Source organism: Nostoc sp. UHCC 0302 (assembly GCF_038096175.1).
In the GTDB taxonomy this organism is placed as follows: Bacteria; Cyanobacteriota; Cyanobacteriia; order Cyanobacteriales; family Nostocaceae; genus UHCC-0302.
The window spans coordinates 1078729-1095905 of sequence record NZ_CP151099.1; the positions used below are offsets into that span (position 1 = coordinate 1078729).

Below are 17177 nucleotides of genomic sequence, written 5' to 3' on the forward strand. Positions count from 1 at the left end.
TTATTTCTAAACTGTAACGCCCTCTAATTCCTCATCTGTCAACTCATACAGCTGGCGCAACTTATCCAACTTATCTGTATCAGCTTGCCAGAAACCGCGCCCATGCGCTTCTAACATTCTGCCAAGAATATTACGAAAAGCTTCAGGGTTTGCCTTGCGTAATTTCTCCGCCATTTCTGCATCTAACGCATAAGTATCTGCGGCTTGGTCGTATACCCAATCATCGGTAAAATCGGCAGTACCACCCCAACCAATCAACGCCGTCATCCGTTGGGAAATTTCAAATGCACCACCAGAACCTTGATTTGCCATCGCTTGCGCCCATTTAGGATTTACTAATTTTGTGCGGTACTCCATGCGTAGCAAATCATCTAAGTTGCGGGGTGTGGTATCTTTCGAGAAACTCTCAACAAAGCTGGTTGTAACTTTCTTACCGCGTTGTTTTTCTGCTGCCTTTTTCAAACCGCCTGTATTGGCGTAATATTCTTGAATATCGGTTAAACCATATTCTACCGAATCGATTTCTTGAACAATGCGATCGCTTGTTTTTAACAAAGTATTCAACACTTCTGGTCTAGCTTGGCCTTTATCTTGTCTCCCGTAGCTAAACACATTGCGGCTTTGCCAAGTATTACCTAACTCCTCGCCAGATTCCCAATTACCATCGACTACTCTATCATTTACCAAAGAACCAAAATCACCCGCCGGATTAGAAAACAATCTTGCAGATACATTTTCTACACCTTGTGCTTTTAAAGCCAAAGCGTGTTTTCTGATAAAATTCTGTTCTTCTGATTCATCAGCATCAGCGGCACGTTGAAATAAATCATCCAATAATTCAATAATATTTACAAAACTATCCCGGAAAATCCCCGATAAATTTCCCAATATATCAATGCGAGGATGCCCAACTTCCGCCAACGGTTTTAATTTATAACGAACAATTCTCCCTGTACCTTCCTTGACAGGTTCAGCACCCACCAATTCTAACAAAATTCCCAAAGATTCACCCTTAGTTTTAATTGCATCTAATCCCCACAACATCACCGCCACAGTTTCAGGATATGTCCCATGTTCTTGCAAATGCTGGCCGATAATTTTTTGAGCAATTTCTCGTCCCCGTTCATAAGCCGCGGGTGAAGGCATTCTATAAGGGTCTAAAGCATGAATATTCCTTCCTGTAGGCAACACCCCGGCTCCATCCCGCAATAAATCACCCCCAGGCGCAGGCGGAATATATTCCCCATTCAACCCCCGCAAAAGATTTGTCAACTCATCAGTAGTTTGCATTAACAAATCCGTAATTTGCCTTTCCTCCTCTTCTACCTCTTCTCTGTGTTCTCTGCGCCTCTGCGGTTCGTCTCCAAAATAAGCCTCCAAATACGACCCCATTTCCTCTTCATTCGGCGCTTCACCCAACGTATGCAACCCAGAAGAAAACAAACGATTTTCTAGAACTTGCAAATATTCGTACAACTTCAACAGATAATCATTAAAAGCATGAGCGCTAAACATCCTGACATTTTCTGGAGTAAAAGAAATACCCAACCGTTTAGCATCTTCAAACGGGCAATCGGCATCTAAACCACTGTCTACAATTTTTTTACAAATCCCTTCCTTAAGAACATAATTCTTTTCTGGGTCTTCTCGATACTCCGAGATTAAATCGCGCAATGCAACCAATTCCTTATACAAACCTGCACGTCCATAAGGCGGTACATTGTGAGAAATTAACACCCCATAACCGCGACGCTTTGCCAAAATAGATTCCGAAGGATTATTCGCCGCATATATATATAAATTAGGCAAATTTCCTAACAGAATATCTGACCAAGAATAACCTGTATTACCTAAAGGTGAACCGGGCAACCATTCCACTGTACCGTGCATTCCAAAGTGAACTACGGCATCAGCTTGAAATTCATTTTGCAACCATTTATAGTAAGCAGCATATTGAGGATGAGGCGTTAAATCTCGTTCAAACATTAAGCGCATCGGGTCGCCTTGTATCCCCAAAGGTGGTTGTACACCTATCCACACATTACCTAGCTGCACACCACCAATGTGAAATTCATCACTGTATGTTTTAATGCCTGTTCCCGTGAGAGATTTCCATTGTTTTTCAATGCGGGAGGTTCGCAGATATCCCAGCCATTTTTCTAATGTACGAACGTTGACAGAGGCAGGGATGTTTTCTGCGTCATCAATATCTTCATCCGCCTCTTTCACCCTGCGAATCAATTCTTCGCCATCATCAGGCAAATCGCCGACGGTGTAACCTTGGTCTTTGAGTGCATGAAGGAATTTCAGCAGACTACGCGGCACATTCAATAATGCAGCTGTGCCTACAGCACCGTAACCTGGAGGAAAACCATATAAAATAATTGCAATTTTGCGTTCCGATGCAGGTTTTTGCCGCAAAGCAACCCAGCTTTTCACTCTACCAATTAATCGCTCCACCCGTTCGGGAACCAAATAAATATTTTCGCCTACCAAACCGCCAAGCGGAACAGTATCAATTGCGCCATCAAGTTCTGGCAAAGCATACAATACTACACTTTGCAATCCACCGATTCCTTGGCGCGTCCATGAGTGGATATCTTGAATTAGCAGTGGTGCAGCAACTATATAAGGTACATTCTTTGCAGTCAGGATACGCTTTGCTACTTCGATTTGTCGCCCTGCTTCCATTGAACCAGCCGGGCCACCCACAAGAGGAAAACCAATTGTCGAAACTATGGCATCTACTTTCACGGCTTCATTAGAAAGTGAAAGCGTTTCTATGTTACCTAATTGTCGTTGCTGAGTTTCGTACTCGGTTGTCATCCAATCGCGTACTGCTACATGGCCTTCCACGCCGTTGATGAAGATAGGCAAAGGAATTAACCCAGCTTCTTCAAAACGACGAATCAGTTGCGGAATGTAGGGCTGTTTGGTGATGACGTGTTTTCGGTAGAGGAGAATTCCGATAACTGGGGAAACGTGATTAGGGGAGACGCGAGTCATCGCGTCTCTACAATGGGTTTGATACCATTCTAGATATTCGCGGGGCGATTCAAAAAACCCTTGATAGTCGGGATGCAGTAAACCCATGTTGGGGGTTTCGATTGGTGGCGGAATATCACCAACTTTTAAGCCTAAGTATTTTTCTCCGAGTGTCCAGAATAATGAAGCGACGTTTTCTGAACCGCCAGCGTTCCAGTAACCATAGATAATTAACCAGTTGCGTAAGTCTTGGACTTTTTGCACTGGTACATATTTAAGTAACTTGGGGCCAATTTTTAAGAAGCTGATGTAACCAGCAAGTTTATCTTCTTCTCGTCCGTTGCTAAATTTGTCGAGGATGAATTTAACTGGTTTGGGCATTCCTTTGGGTTTATCCCCAATGGCAAAAGCACCAAGCTTGGTTAAACTCATCAATTCCAAAGCAGACTCGAACACAAGGCGGATGGGAATTTGGGCAATACGATCGCGCAGCCACAAAACTTCGTCATAATCAAACAGTAAGCTGCCGAAAAACACATCAGCGCCCTTCAGTGCTGCTTCCACCTCGTCGCGCTTGGTGGTAATATCGCGATCGCTAAATACCCGAATATCCAACTCTAAACAGCGAGAGTTAGCCAAAAAAGCCGCCTTCCTGTACAAGTCAGCGTTGAACGATTCAAACCCAGCAATCAAGACGATGCGTTTCATGCCCGTAAGCTGCGAAATATTTCTTTACTTTGATCTTAATCAAGCTTACAGGTTGATTGATAAATATCTACCTACAGATTCACTTTCCTTGATTCCTTTAGGCGGTTAACACTTCATGCTCACCAATACCCCTTGGATATTTAGATTTTAAAACGGTTGCCATGTGTTTGGTTAAGCCCAGTGCCTCATTGAACTCTTTTGATTCCTGTAGTGCTTCATATAGCGAACAGATTTCTTGTGATGACAGGTTTGTAAATGTCCGCAACTCAGTAATATCTAATCTCCGATTGAACTCATTAGCAGTATGTCGCCATTGATGTAGCAACGAAAACAAATCTCTATCTTGACGCTCTGCAAACACGCCAGATGCGATCGCTGTTTCGGTGACTGATATAATTAATCGCGGAAACACTATTGGTCGCCCTGGCTTGTGTGAGCTTGGGTCAAATCGCCTATCAGATAGAATTGCGACATTCGAACTGCACTCATTCAGTAAAGCTCGCAGAAATTCTATCCTCTTTTCGTTAGCTGATGCCCATCGTTCGCCAAAAATCCCTGTAATTGTTGCTAATAATCCCAAACCTGTCAGTAGCGACTCAAAGTTTGGTTCCTTAGTCCACCAGATGGCAGCTAAAATAAATCCCAATAGTAGCGGGAAAAACGTGATAAAGGTCACTAGGCTTTTCATAGTCGCATCGCCTCATATTAAAGCGGTCTGATTTCCGCCAGCGTTTTATCGCTTAGACCATATATCACGTACTACAGGAAAATTATTGTTAATTCCTGAAGAATCGGGAGCAACTAAGATTAAATCCATACCAAATCCATTCTTTAAACGCGGTTCCAATAGTGTATTTAGACTATCGACAAGTACCAATTTGCTGTCTGATATACTTTGCTGAATGCCAGTAGAAGTATACTTACGACTTAGAAGCAAACGAATTGTATCTTGGTCTGCAAAATTCATCACCGAGCGGTCAGGTAATGTTACTTCGATTGTATTTCCAGTTAAATTGTGATAGAAAATTTTGATCACAATTGCTCTATCAGCCTCTACAAAACCTTCAAAAAATACACTGTTTAAATCGATATGTAAATCAGTATTTTGTAGCAATGCACTTGTGACAAACTCTCTAAATGACCTAGTTTTAGCGTACTCTTTCGCTGCCTTTTGCGCTGCTTCTTCGCTTAAATCTTCAGTTGTTGCTACTTCTAAGAGTAGCTTGTCTTCCGGTCGAAGGAGTTGAGAAAGAGTTTGCAGCAGTTCTGTATCTTGTTGAAAATTAGCTAATGTATTTCCCAAAAGAGAAAACAGTACAGGACTATCATTAACAACTTTGTCAAGTAGTTTTCGTAATTCCCTAACATTTCTATCAATTGAAAAGTCGATTTGAATTGGTAGCAGGTGGGTTCCCTTCAATTGTGAGCCACGAGTTGCTTGCTGTACACCTAGCCTCAACATCTCCGAACTCATATCAACTGGAAAATAGAGTAAATCAGGATTTGATTTGAGCAATAAACTCAAAATATGTTGGTCTTTTTCACCTGTGCCAACGCCTAAACTTACGTAATGGTATTTCTGATCTTTGATATTCTTTAAATTAATTTGTTGCCATCGGGATCTAAAAGATTCTATGCTCTCTTTCATCACTAGATAGAATCGATCATTGCAAGCATGATCCCAGGCGATCGTCGGGCCTATACCCCAATACGAAAAACCTGATAAAATTTCCTTACCATCGCCTGTTGTAGAAAATTCTCCCCTCAATTCCTGCGTGAGTTCTGCAAGTTTGTTCGATTGATCTTCTCCTATAAAACAAAGAGTCCACCCTAAACCCGGTTCATTGATGGAATTCTCTAGTAGCTTCACAAAATTTAAAGGTTCCATATAGAGCTTCGTTTATTAAGCAGTCTATCTAATAAATCTCCTGCAAGTGGCTAGAAGCTAGCATATATTTTTTAATTTGAACGTGAGTTCGATAACTCTATGATGTCCGCTTAATTAGCTCAATCAAAAGACCTCTAAAAGGTTTTACTACGCAAAACCGTCTTTCTGCGAGCCGGAGAGGGACAGGCTTGAACAAAAGTTCAAGCCAGGGAGAGGTTTGTCGAATTCACGTTAATTTGAATAGAACATAAGCTGACTGTAGGGATACAGCAGTGCTTGTGTCCCTACAATGGGGTTTCTAGTTATGTAAATAAAAAGCGCTATAAATGTTCCATAGCTGATTAACTTACTACTGCAACTGACTTTTTACGGCTGGGGCGTTTGCGGTCTGATTTTTTCTTCAGTCCAACCGCTTGGGCTTCATTACTATCTGACCCATATTGTCCACGCACAACATCTTTCATCGCTAATACAGCATTATGAAATTCCCATTCTGCTAATCGCGCAGCATCAACAGCAGCACGGTATAGCGCTAGTTTTTCAGTTTCAGCTTGTTGCAGTGCCACCATAGCTTGATAAGTTTGCTGTAAGTTTGCAGCAGAAGCATCAGTACGAGTTGTGTCATAGGTGCTGACGGTTCGCAAACCGTGCCATGAAGTGACATCTTGACTAATTATTTGAAGACGCAAGCGGTTTCTTACATCTTGGGTAGGCATAGATTTATACGTGGTAAACTATCTATTTAATGTTCCCGTTGCAACACAAAATCTAACAGTAAGGTAAAGTTTTCAGATAAAACAAGGTTACAGAGGGTGGAATAAGTTTACCGACCGATGTTATGCCATAACCAACCGATGTTATGCCATAACCAGCCGATGTTATGCCATAACCAGCCGATGTTATGCCATAACCAACCGATGTTATGCCATAACTAGCCAATGTTATGCCATAACCAACCGATGTTATGCCATAACCAACTGATGTTACGCCATAACACGGGAATGTAAATATGAAACCGCAAGATGACATTAATCAGCAAGTAGCACTTAAACGTAAAGCAGTTTTTTGTTAGACATTGCAAAACTTGTTAATGAGAATCGCTTAACGCGGACAGCATCGACTCCTGCTAATTATTGATTCAAGCTAGATAAGTATCTAAAATTCAGGAGTAAAAACTTAGCACTCACAATACACAAGCTTCCTAACTCCTAACTTTTAATTATCCTAGTGGGGAACCGTGCAAGTTCAATGTATATCATCTGAGATATCTACATTTTATCAAGGGTATTCTCTGAAGAATAGTTACACTTACTGCATTTACAGGTATGTTAAAAATAACTAGATTATTTCTCAGATTGAGAATTATTTTTAATTTTGTTTTTTGTTACAATAGGTATTTTAACAATGAGATTTTATGATAGATAAATTTGGCTATAGAATTTGCTTATAATAGGATTTTGTCTACTAGAATAATCATAAGTCACACCATATCCTAATTAGGAATAACCAAATGCTAAAAAATACTGCTACAAGATGATTATTGGAAAGAGATATCAAGAAGCTAAAGAGTTATTAACTATTCTGACAAGGGTCTAAGGAGAAAAAAATGAGGTATGGAATTGATATCGGACATAATTGCCCACCAGACACAGGCGCTAGAGGTATTAAATTTGAAGATAATCTAACTTTAGATGTAGGTAATAGAGTTATAGCTAAGTTAAAAGCTTTGGGGCATGAAGTAATATCATGTAAACCAGATAGTGCTGGTACAGTAAGAGACTCGCTTTCAAAAAGATGTTCTAAAGCTAATTCAAGTAACGTAGGTGTGTATGTCTCGATTCATTTTAATTGCTTTAATGGGCAAGCCAATGGGACAGAGGTATTTGCAACTAGTGAAACAGGTAGAAAAATCGCTAAGCCAGTATTAGATGAAATCGTCAAATTAGGCTTTTTTAATCGCGGTGTTAAGAGTGGTTCCCACTTGTATGTCCTGAAAAATACGGATATGCCGGCAATTCTTGTAGAAGGTTGCTTCATTGATTCATCAAAAGATATGAATCTTTTTAACCCTGAAGCAATGGCCAATGCAATAGTCAAAGGCTTAACTGGTAAAGTGGCCAGCGCTCCTGTTAACCCTGTACCAGATGAAGAGCAGAATGTAGATACCACTGTTCTCAGACTGCAAAAAGCTTTAAATCGTCTACAAATAAAGGATAAAAATGGTAAGGCTTTAGTAGAAGATGGTGCAGGCGGGGCAAACACAAAATCTGCTTTAGAAAAATTTCAAAGTATTGTTGGGATTCAGCAAACCGGAATTGCAGATCAAGCAACATGGAATGCCATAAATCTAATTTTGGCAAAACGAATCGCCAGACCAAATCATGCTGGTGGTGTAGTTGTTGCATACTTGCAATACCGTTTAGGTATTGAGGCTGATGGTGTCTACGGGCCACAAACAGAAGCTGCTGTTAAGAGCTTTCAACAGCAAAATGGTTTAACCGCTGATGGAATTGTTGGGCCAATAACTTGGCAGAAATTCATTGGTTAGGTTAATGGCTAATTGCTTATTTGGATTGTAGTTTACGTTGAAGTAAACCAGGAGACGCAGTGAAACGGGGGAGTGCTTTAAACTAACTCTCTTGGTCACTGCGTCTTCTCTTTTTTGCATTGATTTGCGCTCTTAGAAATAGACGTTACTGTTTATCGCGAGAGTATTATGAGTTTGTGGTTAAACTTAACATGATCTTAATTCTCGCTTGATTTTAGGTTGGTAACTTCATCTTGCTTAGTTGAGCAAGCTGGAGAAAGAACTTATGGATAGCGATCGGATTTGCCGCTACCCCTTGGGTAATCGCCTACGCCTACTATCAAATCGCTACAAACGACGGAGTTTTTTGCTGGGTGCGGGATTATTAACAGGATTAGCGATCGCTAGTCAATGGCATCCAGTTTTGGCAACACCAAGGTTTTCTGCTTATCCTTTTAGTCTCGGTGTTGCTTCTGGTGACCCTTTGCCAGATGGCATTGTACTGTGGACACGACTGGCTCCAGATCCACTCAATGGCGGTGGAATGCCAGCACAAAATGTTGAAGTACAGTGGCAAATTGCCCTTGACGAAAACATGAAAAAGGTTGTAAAACGCGGGGTAGCATTAGCAACTCCCGAATTAGCCCACTCAGTACACGTCGATGTCCGCGGGCTAGAACCTGAGCGTTGGTACTGGTATCAATTTAAAGTCGGCAATGAAGTTAGCCCCATTGGGCGGACTCGCACCGCTGCGGCATTCAATAGCTCCATTAAACAACTAAACTTTGCCTTTGTTTCCTGCCAAGATTGGCAAAACGGCTATTACACAGCCTATAAACACATAGCCGATGAGGAACTCGACCTGATTGTTCATCTCGGTGACTATATTTATGAATACGGGCCAGAATCTGCTAAACCACGCCAGCATAACAGTCCAGAAATCATCACCCTTGCAGACTATCGCAACCGCCACGCTTTATATAAGACCGACCGAAATCTCCAAGCTGCCCATGCCGCCTTCCCGTGGATAGTCACCTGGGATGATCATGAAGTCGAAAACAATTACGCTAACTTAACGCCTGAAGAGAATCAAAGCCAGCAAGCATTTATTTTTCGGCGAGCCAGTGCTTATCAAGCTTACTACGAACATATGCCACTGCGAGAATCATCATTACCCCAAGGGGCTAACGCGCAGCTTTATCGGCGGTTCACTTTTGGTAACCTAGCTGAGTTCAACGTGCTAGACACCCGACAGTACCGCACCGACCAACCTTGCGATGATGGACTTAAACCCCGTTGCCCTCAAGCTTTTGACAAAAATGCAACTCTGACTGGTTCACAGCAAGAACAGTGGTTACTCAAAGGGTTAGACTAGTCTCAAGCACGCTGGAACGTAATTGCTCAACAGGTGATGTTTGCAGAATACGATTTTGATGCTCGTCCTGAAGTCGGAGTATTTAACGTAGATCAGTGGGACGGCTATGTGGCTGCACGCGATCGCCTCTTAAGATTTTTAAACCTGCGGAAACCTTCTAATCCAGTCGTGATTAGCGGCGACATCCATTCTAGTTGGGTACATGACTTAAAAGTTGATTTTAATCAACCGACCTCAACAACAGTTGGTACAGAGTTTGTGGGTACTTCCATTTCTTCTGATTTTCCCACCTCATTCATCGCCCCAGTTCAAGCTGCCCTACCCGACAATCCCCACACCAAGTTCTTCGACGGTGCTTTCCGCGGTTATGTGCGCTGCAACCTGACTCCAGAACGCTGGCAAAGCGACTATCGCGTTGTATCAACTATCACCGAGCCAAATGCCTCCGTTAGCACACTAGCTTCGTTTCTAGTCCAAAACGGACAACCGGGGGCATATCAAACTTAACCGAGTTTCAATAGAACTAAGCTAAACCTCACAGATTCTATCTGTGGGGTTTTCACTATGCATTTGCACCCATCTAAAGAATTAATCAGATAACAAGTGATTTTCGACTACAACTCTTTACCTGATGGGAACTTGCTCCATATCTACACGTCTACGCATTTTTAACTGAAAGCATTGTCCCTCTTGGATCTGAGCTATTGTATTGTCAATAAACAATCTAGTATAAATAGGTGTAAATATTATGAAACATAAATTCTGGGCAGGCTATGTGCTTGCTGCTTTAACATTTCTGCCTTTAGGATCTATAACCACTAGTCAGCAGGTTTTAGCAGCAAATTCGGTTTACCAATTAGTGCAAGCAAATTCCGGTTACAGCCAATATATGCGGCTTGGTTACACTGAAACCAAGCGGAGAAACTATCGCAGAGCTTTAAGCTATTTCCAACAAGCAGAGCGATTACGCCCTGGAGATAGGTACGCTACTACTGCTATTAGAAATGTTACAGGTTACATTCAGCAGCGTCGCAGAAATCTTATTGCCTTCGTCCCAGGTAAACCGGGGAGGGTAAGGTCAGCCGCAACACGGGGAGGTTGCCTACAAGTTGGACAAACTCCTATTCCTCTGATACCAACGGATAAAGAAGCACAACGAACAACAGCAGAACATCCCACATTCTATTTCTACATTCCTCCAAACTCTGCACAAATACAAGCACTAGAATTTTCTTTGCGGGATGATGATAGTATTGACCCCTTGTATAAGCAAACTTTTAAACCTATTGCTCAGAGCGGTATTATTGGTGTCAGTCTGCCTACTAATCAGCCTTCTCTCAAAATTGGCAAAGAGTATAGTTGGACATTTTCAATGATTTGCGATATCCGCAGCCGTGATAAAGACTTCTATCTGGAAGGCAAAATCCAACGAATGCAAGACGAAAATCTAGCTGAACAGTTGGGGCAGACAAACACAGATTTAGATCGTGCAGTTTTATTTGCAACAGCTGGATTTTGGGAAGATGCTTTGAGAACACTGGCTAATTTACGTCGTCAGCGTCCTAATGATCCAGAAGTCCAAAAATATTGGGAAGATTTATTGCAATCAGTAAACATCGAAGAAGTTATAAACAAACCTTTATTACCCTGTTGTACTGCCCAGACATAAGTTAATACCAATTTGAAAAAAGAATATGACAAACAGGCCATCTGTAGAGACGCGATTCATCGCGTCTTCACCCAAGGATGTGTTGCAATCATTAATTGAATTGGTATAACAATTTCCAAAAAACCTATAAGAGACAAGGGTACGTTATCTAACGCACTGCCTAACAGATAAATAGGTGCGTTACGCTGTCGCGTTAACACACCCTACTGACTGGGTTTTTTAAAAGTCTATGAATGCAACAGACCTTCAATTTTTTTGAGAACTTCTATAGCTGACTGATATCGTTGATTAAAGTCGATGTGTACCATTTTATTTAAAATAATAACTAATTCATCTGTAGCATCAGTTAGCTCACGCCAACTCTGCCAAATTAGTGAATTAGTGTTAGGTTGACATTCAATAATAATTTCACTGGTATTTGAGTCCCTACGAAATATTCTTGGGTCTACCCCAGTTAAAGCTTGTATCCCCATAATTCCTAACGCATAAATATCGCTGTTGAGTTTTGGTAAGCCACTCATTTGTTCAGCAGGTGCATAACTAGGAGTACCAATGGCAATAGTTTGCTCTTCTTGTTGTTGAGGTTGAATATGCTTAACAGCACCAAAGTCAATTAAAACAATATGGTTATCTGATGCCCGCCTAATCAAGTTTGTAGGTTTTATATCTCGATGGATTACACCATAGCTATGAACAAAAACAAGCACCTGTAAAACTTCCTTGAGTATATTCACAACTTCAGCTTGTTTCAATCGCGTACCAAAAGTTATCTCTTTGTCTAGAGGATGTCCTTTAATAAATTCTTGTACTAAAGAAAACTGTCGATTTTCTTCAAAAAAAGCTAGCAGTTGTGGAATTTGTGGGTGCTTACCCAAAGTTTCTAAAATTTCTGCTTCAGCATCAAATAGACGTCTGACAACATTTAAATACTCTGTATCTTGGCGGGGGGGTCGCAACTGCTTAACCACACACTCAGGATTTCCAGGGCGCTTAATATCTTCAGCTAAGTAAGTATTACTAAATCCTCCAGCACCCAAGCGTTGAGTAATTCTGTAGCGGTTGTTTAGTAACGCACCCAGGGGAATTTCTTGTCCAATGGAATCGAAAATTACTGTTGGCGCTTCATTTATGGCATCGCCGCGCTGCCGTAAAAGTGCTTGTAACTCAACAATTAATTCTCTGTGTTCTTGAACCCGTTGCTTAATTTCTTTTTGCTCTTGCTGGCTTTGATATGCGGTATAGGCAAGGACACTCCCTGCTGTCAATGCTAAACCTAATACTGGAGGGATGACTGGCAACCATCCATCTTGAGTAAAAATGATAAAGCTACCTCCAAATAATACTGCAAGGGCTGTTGCTCCAGCTAATCCTAAGCCAAGTGGATGCTGAATACGCAACACTATCAGCCCACCGACTAAAGTCCATCCCCAAATCCAAAAAACTTGACCCCACTCTGGTAAAAACCAAAATAGACGCTGTTTGTTAAGAACAACACTGAGAATCTGACTAACGCTGTGAGCATGAATCTCAATTCCAGCCATTTTGCCAGAATTATCTGATTTACCACTGGTAAATGGTGTATTAAAAATATCATTAAGACTATTTGCGGTTGAACCAATCAAGATGATGCGGTCTTTGACTAATTCTGATTTAACCTGATTTGAAAGTACTTCTGTAAGAGTGACTTGCTGGGCAACTTGACGACCAGAACGGTAGTTAAGCAGAATTTGGTAGCCATTGGTATCAGCTTTTTGATAACCGCCAGAGTTGCTTTTTAGGGGCTTAAATATAATATTGCGTAGTTTTAGTTCTTTGTTTGAAGTGAATTCTGGTTGGATGCCTGCTACTTCCAAATATTTGAGTGCTAGCTGCAAGCTCAAGGAAAATGTACTTTGACAAGGATCAGAATTATCTGAGCTAACTAATAATAAGTTACGACGAATTGTGCCGTCAGTGTCTTCTACGACATCGCTAAATCCTGCTTGCTCTGCTTCAACACCTTTTGGCGTTGCTGTTCCAGGATTGTTATGACCAGAATGTTTGCAGATAGGAATGATGATATCGCTTTGTTGTATGCGTTGCAGCAGCTTTTCATGTCCAGGCTGTACTGGTATGTCACGAAAAATATCTAGACCAATAGCTCGTGGTTCATATTCCTCAAGTTTGCTCAACAGACGCTCTAGAACTTCACCAGACACAGACCAATTCCATTTTTGAATGTCCTTTTCTGTTAAAGCCACAATCAATAGACGGGGGTCTGGGCCTGGGTCAGCCCGTAATTGCATCATCTGGTCGTAGACTTTTAGTTCAAGAGGCTCAAAAACCCCCAACTTTTGAATGCCTACTAAAAAAACTGTAGCGATCGCACTCGAAAGAATAATTGGCTGTTTGAATAAACTTTTTAATTTAGCAAGCATTTCTCTAAATAGATTTTATTTCAAAATATACGGATTTTTTATAGTATTTTTCTTAATTGAAATGATTCTATGCAAATTGCAAATTTTCGCTAATCAAAACCCTCTGCTACTCATTAAATGTAGTAAAGCAGAGGGTATATCAGAAATGCGATCGCTTAATTTGTTACTACTCTGTAATGTATTTAATATAATGGACGATCGCCTCTGCTGTTGACACATTAGTTGCAAGTAGAACTTGGTTGATAGTACATAATCTCAGCAGTGCTTCTTCGTTAGCTTGACCTGTTTGAGGTTGCAGCAAATCTCTTAAGAAAATAACTGCTAAAATTTCTCCTGAGCCAACTGATGAAGCAATTGTTTGATAGCCTCCAGAAGTTGGTGCGGGAGTTTGCCGACTAATAGTTATACCCACCTGCTGATGTAAGATTTCACTAATAGATGGCCAGGTAATTGTAAAACTCCGGGAGAAAAAGTCTTTATGTTGAGCAACGAATTCCGCAAGTTCCGATTTCTTGCTTTCGTGAGCTATGAGTACTATGTTTCTATCAATGATCACTGGAGAAGGCTCACTTACATTTGTTTCTTGCGAAATTTCATCAGGCTGGTCTGCTTGAGAAATTACTTCAATATTTGGACTAGTTAACTCAGTAATTACGCTTTCTGTTGTCTCTAAAGATGGAATATTAACTACATCAGCAACATCTACACTAGCTTGTTCAGTGCTTGTATTACTAAAATCAATGTGTTGATTGCTGAAAACTTGTGAAACGTCTTCTTGAGCCTGAGCCGTCTCATCATGTATGGTCGATACCTCGATGACTTCAATCACTCTCTCAGAAGGAGCAGAACTTTCTACCTCCAGAAATGCTGCGTCAACGTCTGCATTAACTTCTGCCGCATCTGATGTATCCAATACTTCATGAGTGACATCTTGGGAAACTTGGCTTTCCTCCTCTGGTACTTGGTTTAATGGCTCTTGCATCTGAATGTTCGCATCTTGTTCCTCAACATCTGCATTGACTTCTGCTATAAGTGATGTATCCAATACTTCATTGCTGACATCTTGAGGAACTTGGCTGTCCTCCTCTGCTGCTTGATTTAATGCCTCTTCTTGCTGAATGTCCGCGTCTTGTTCTTCAACATCTGCATTGACTTCTGCTGCAATTGATGTATCTAATACTTCATTGCTGACATCTTGAGGAACTTGGCTGTCCTCCTCTGCTACTTGATTTAATGCCTCTTCTTGCTGAATGTCCGCGTCTTGTTCTTCAACATCTACATTGACTTCTGCTGCAACTGATGTATCCGAATTCTCAACCTCATCATGTGTAGCTTCTGGAACCGCGCTCTCTTCTTGAGTAGCTTCGTGGTTAAATATATCACGCGGCTGTACGAAGGTGGATTCCGCTGCCAGTGCTGCCTCCAAATCTGCAAACTGATTATCAGTTTCTGTAACTGAACTTTCTTGCCCAGGCACTTCGCGGCTAAATATATCACGTGGTTGTACAAACGTCGCTTCTGCTGCTGGTGCTGCTTCCCAATCTACAAATTCATTATCAGTAGATTCTGCAACTGCACTCTCTTCTTGATGTGCTGGGGTGACTAAATCACGTGGCTGTACGAAGGTAGATTCTGCTGCCAGCGCTGCCTCCAAATCAGAAATCTCATCAGTAACTTCTGCAACTGCACTTTCTTCTGAGTCAGCCTCAATTATGTTTTCAGGTGCAGTTATTTCTTCAGCAGTTGGAGTAACATCATCAGGCTGAGACAAAGAAACATCTGAGGTTTCGCTGACTGGTGAATTGATGCCCCAGCCAACTATTGGAGTTTCTACTTCACCAACATCAGGGCTAGCTTCTGCTGCAACTTGTGGTGTAGCTGAGTCTGCAACTTCATCACTAATAACTGCTACTGGTTGAATTATATTTTCAGACGTGCTGATATCAGCAAGTGGGATAACATCTTCAGGCTGAGTAGAAACAACTTCTGGAATCTCGCTGATTTCTGGAGAAGCAGCATTAACCACAGGCGTTTCTGCTTCACTTGGAGTTTGACTAATTTCTTCAATAGGTGTTTGACTTACTACCTCTGGTGTTGGATTAACAACATTAGGACTGCTGATATTTTCAGGCGATCGCGGTCTAGCAAACAGTGAAGGATCTATAATTCTAAATACTGTCTCTGCTTGCTCAAACGTAGGAGCAACTGCTTCCACTACCAAGACGTAATCTGCGATTCGAATAATATCGCCATCGTTCAAAAGATATGATCGCTCTTTTTCAGCCTGTTTACCATTAAATATTGAGCCATTTCTACTACCAAGGTCGCTAAAGTAGTAACTGCCACTTTTAATAAAAAATTTACCATGTTGCCGACTGACATCAGGGCTATCTAAGACTAAATCAGAATCAGGAGAACGACCTATTATCCACTCTCCTCTTTTTGTAGTTTCTGAGGTGAAGTCAACTTCATTGATTTCACTTAGGGTTGGTGAGTAGCTAACTTTTACTTTCATATTGATTTTTGGTTAATTTTATTGATTTCGGCTACCCAGCGCTGACGGGTAGTGTGTTCTAAATTTAAAATATCATCTTGTGACCAATGAAAATGATAAGCAATAAAAGCTACCTGCTCGTATAAAGTATCAGAGGGGTAGCTTATGACTCCCCCGCCAGTTCTAGCTCCACTGAAAATTGATTATTGCAGTGGGGACATTGTGTTGGAATGTGTACATTGCCTTGCAGATTGATTCGATTGTAAAATTCTCGAAGATAGGCAATGTCATGTAAGAGCAGTCCTTCGAGTAATTCAGGACTAACAGAGTTGAAACTGCCCAAGCGAGTAATAACCAGTGCAAGCATCACCAAGACGCCGTAAGCTGGATTTTCCTTAACTCTGTGTTCTTGTTGCGTCAAAATTTCATCTTTGGCGGTGGCTAAACGCATCACTCCATGACGATGTATTCGGTTTTCACTATCACTCAACCCTCTAGGAAGAGTAAAGGCGAATTCTGTGCAGAGAGTATCTTTCTTACGGCGCATAGGTAACTTTGGGACTGGGGATTAAGTATTGGGCATGGGGCATGGAGCATTGAGCATTAAGAGTGCTGAGTCAAGAGTCAAGAGTCATTAATTATTCTCCCTTGCTCCCCTACCCTTGAAAGCCCCTGCTTCCTCATCCCCCTCATCCTCCTATTCCCAATGCTCCATACCAACTTAATTATGAACAAGTGGTTCGGGGGAATTTATTGTATCTTCTGGTATGGGAGTTTCGCCCTCCAAGCCATTGATTCGACGGTAAAAATCTTGAAGGTAATTTAAATCTTGGGCAAAAAACTTTTCCACTATTGCTGGAGTCACTTCTGCTAAAGCACCCAAGCGGGTAATCACTCGCGACAAGATAATAATTGTGGCATAAACGGGATTAGCTTTAACGCGTGGGTCACGCAAGGGTGCAATCTCGTCTATCGCCGTTGATAACCGCATTACACCCTTGCGGTGGAGGTTGCCTTCAGAGTCTAGATACCCCTTAGGCAGTGTAAATTCAAACTCTGTAGCAAACATAGTTCTCCTGATTATTTCACGCGCATTCGTAACAGATTAAGACAA

General features: G+C 41.4%; 12 protein-coding genes and 1 pseudogene. 3 read left to right on the forward strand and 10 right to left on the reverse strand.

The genetic code is table 11. From position 1 onward, the window contains the following. Positions 1-6 precede the first annotated feature (6 nt). The 5 genes from bchH to WKK05_RS04485 form a co-directional block, all read right to left on the reverse strand. Positions 7-3693 carry a magnesium chelatase subunit H gene (gene bchH, locus WKK05_RS04465; protein ID WP_341528578.1) on the reverse strand — a complete coding sequence of 1229 codons (3687 nt, stop codon included), beginning with the start codon at positions 3691-3693 and terminating at the stop codon, positions 7-9. 97 nt (positions 3694-3790) lie between these two features. Next, on the reverse strand, positions 3791-4381 hold the full coding sequence (locus WKK05_RS04470; RefSeq protein WP_341528579.1) for a hypothetical protein: 591 nt from the start codon (positions 4379-4381) through the stop codon (positions 3791-3793). A gap of 45 nt (positions 4382-4426) precedes the next feature. Continuing rightward, positions 4427-5581, reverse strand: a complete 1155-nt coding sequence (locus WKK05_RS04475; protein WP_341528580.1) for an L-histidine N(alpha)-methyltransferase — start codon at positions 5579-5581, stop codon at positions 4427-4429. A gap of 341 nt (positions 5582-5922) precedes the next feature. Next, a complete protein-coding gene (locus tag WKK05_RS04480; RefSeq protein ID WP_341528581.1) occupies positions 5923-6297 on the reverse strand; it encodes a hypothetical protein in 375 nt (124 codons plus the stop codon). Positions 6298-6349: 52 nt separating this feature from the next. Then, positions 6350-6610 (reverse strand): hypothetical protein, encoded by a 261-nt coding sequence (locus WKK05_RS04485; RefSeq protein WP_341528582.1) that lies wholly within the window; start codon positions 6608-6610, stop codon positions 6350-6352. A gap of 577 nt (positions 6611-7187) precedes the next feature. Between WKK05_RS04485 and WKK05_RS04490 the strand changes: the two genes are divergently transcribed. The 3 genes and pseudogenes from WKK05_RS04490 to WKK05_RS04500 all read left to right on the forward strand — a co-directional run bounded on the left by WKK05_RS04490 (position 7188) and on the right by WKK05_RS04500 (position 11152). Then, positions 7188-8129 carry an N-acetylmuramoyl-L-alanine amidase gene (locus WKK05_RS04490; RefSeq protein WP_341528583.1) on the forward strand — a complete coding sequence of 314 codons (942 nt, stop codon included), beginning with the start codon at positions 7188-7190 and terminating at the stop codon, positions 8127-8129. Between the two features lie 265 nt (positions 8130-8394). Beyond that, positions 8395-9990, forward strand: a pseudogene (locus tag WKK05_RS04495) (alkaline phosphatase). Positions 9991-10231: 241 nt separating this feature from the next. Beyond that, complete coding sequence (locus tag WKK05_RS04500; RefSeq protein WP_341528584.1) at positions 10232-11152, forward strand: DUF928 domain-containing protein; 921 nt, start codon at positions 10232-10234, stop codon at positions 11150-11152. A gap of 227 nt (positions 11153-11379) precedes the next feature. Here WKK05_RS04500 and WKK05_RS04505 read toward each other — a convergent pair whose 3' ends face one another. The 5 genes from WKK05_RS04505 to WKK05_RS04525 form a co-directional block, all read right to left on the reverse strand. Next, positions 11380-13569: a CHASE2 domain-containing serine/threonine-protein kinase gene (locus tag WKK05_RS04505; RefSeq protein WP_341528585.1), complete on the reverse strand. Its 2190-nt coding sequence runs from the start codon at positions 13567-13569 to the stop codon at positions 11380-11382. 166 nt (positions 13570-13735) lie between these two features. Continuing rightward, a complete protein-coding gene (locus WKK05_RS04510) occupies positions 13736-16084 on the reverse strand; it encodes an FHA domain-containing protein (RefSeq protein ID WP_341528586.1) in 2349 nt (782 codons plus the stop codon). Continuing rightward, entirely contained in the window at positions 16081-16263 is a 183-nt protein-coding gene (locus WKK05_RS04515; RefSeq protein ID WP_341531019.1) for a DUF6760 family protein, read from the reverse strand. The genes WKK05_RS04510 and WKK05_RS04515 overlap by 4 nt, the downstream gene beginning before the upstream one ends. Continuing rightward, positions 16227-16610 (reverse strand): phage tail assembly protein, encoded by a 384-nt coding sequence (locus tag WKK05_RS04520; protein WP_341528587.1) that lies wholly within the window; start codon positions 16608-16610, stop codon positions 16227-16229. Before WKK05_RS04520 ends, WKK05_RS04515 begins: the two co-directional genes overlap by 37 nt. Positions 16611-16784: 174 nt before the next feature. Beyond that, positions 16785-17132, reverse strand: a complete 348-nt coding sequence (locus WKK05_RS04525; protein ID WP_341528588.1) for a hypothetical protein — start codon at positions 17130-17132, stop codon at positions 16785-16787. Positions 17133-17177 lie beyond the last annotated feature (45 nt).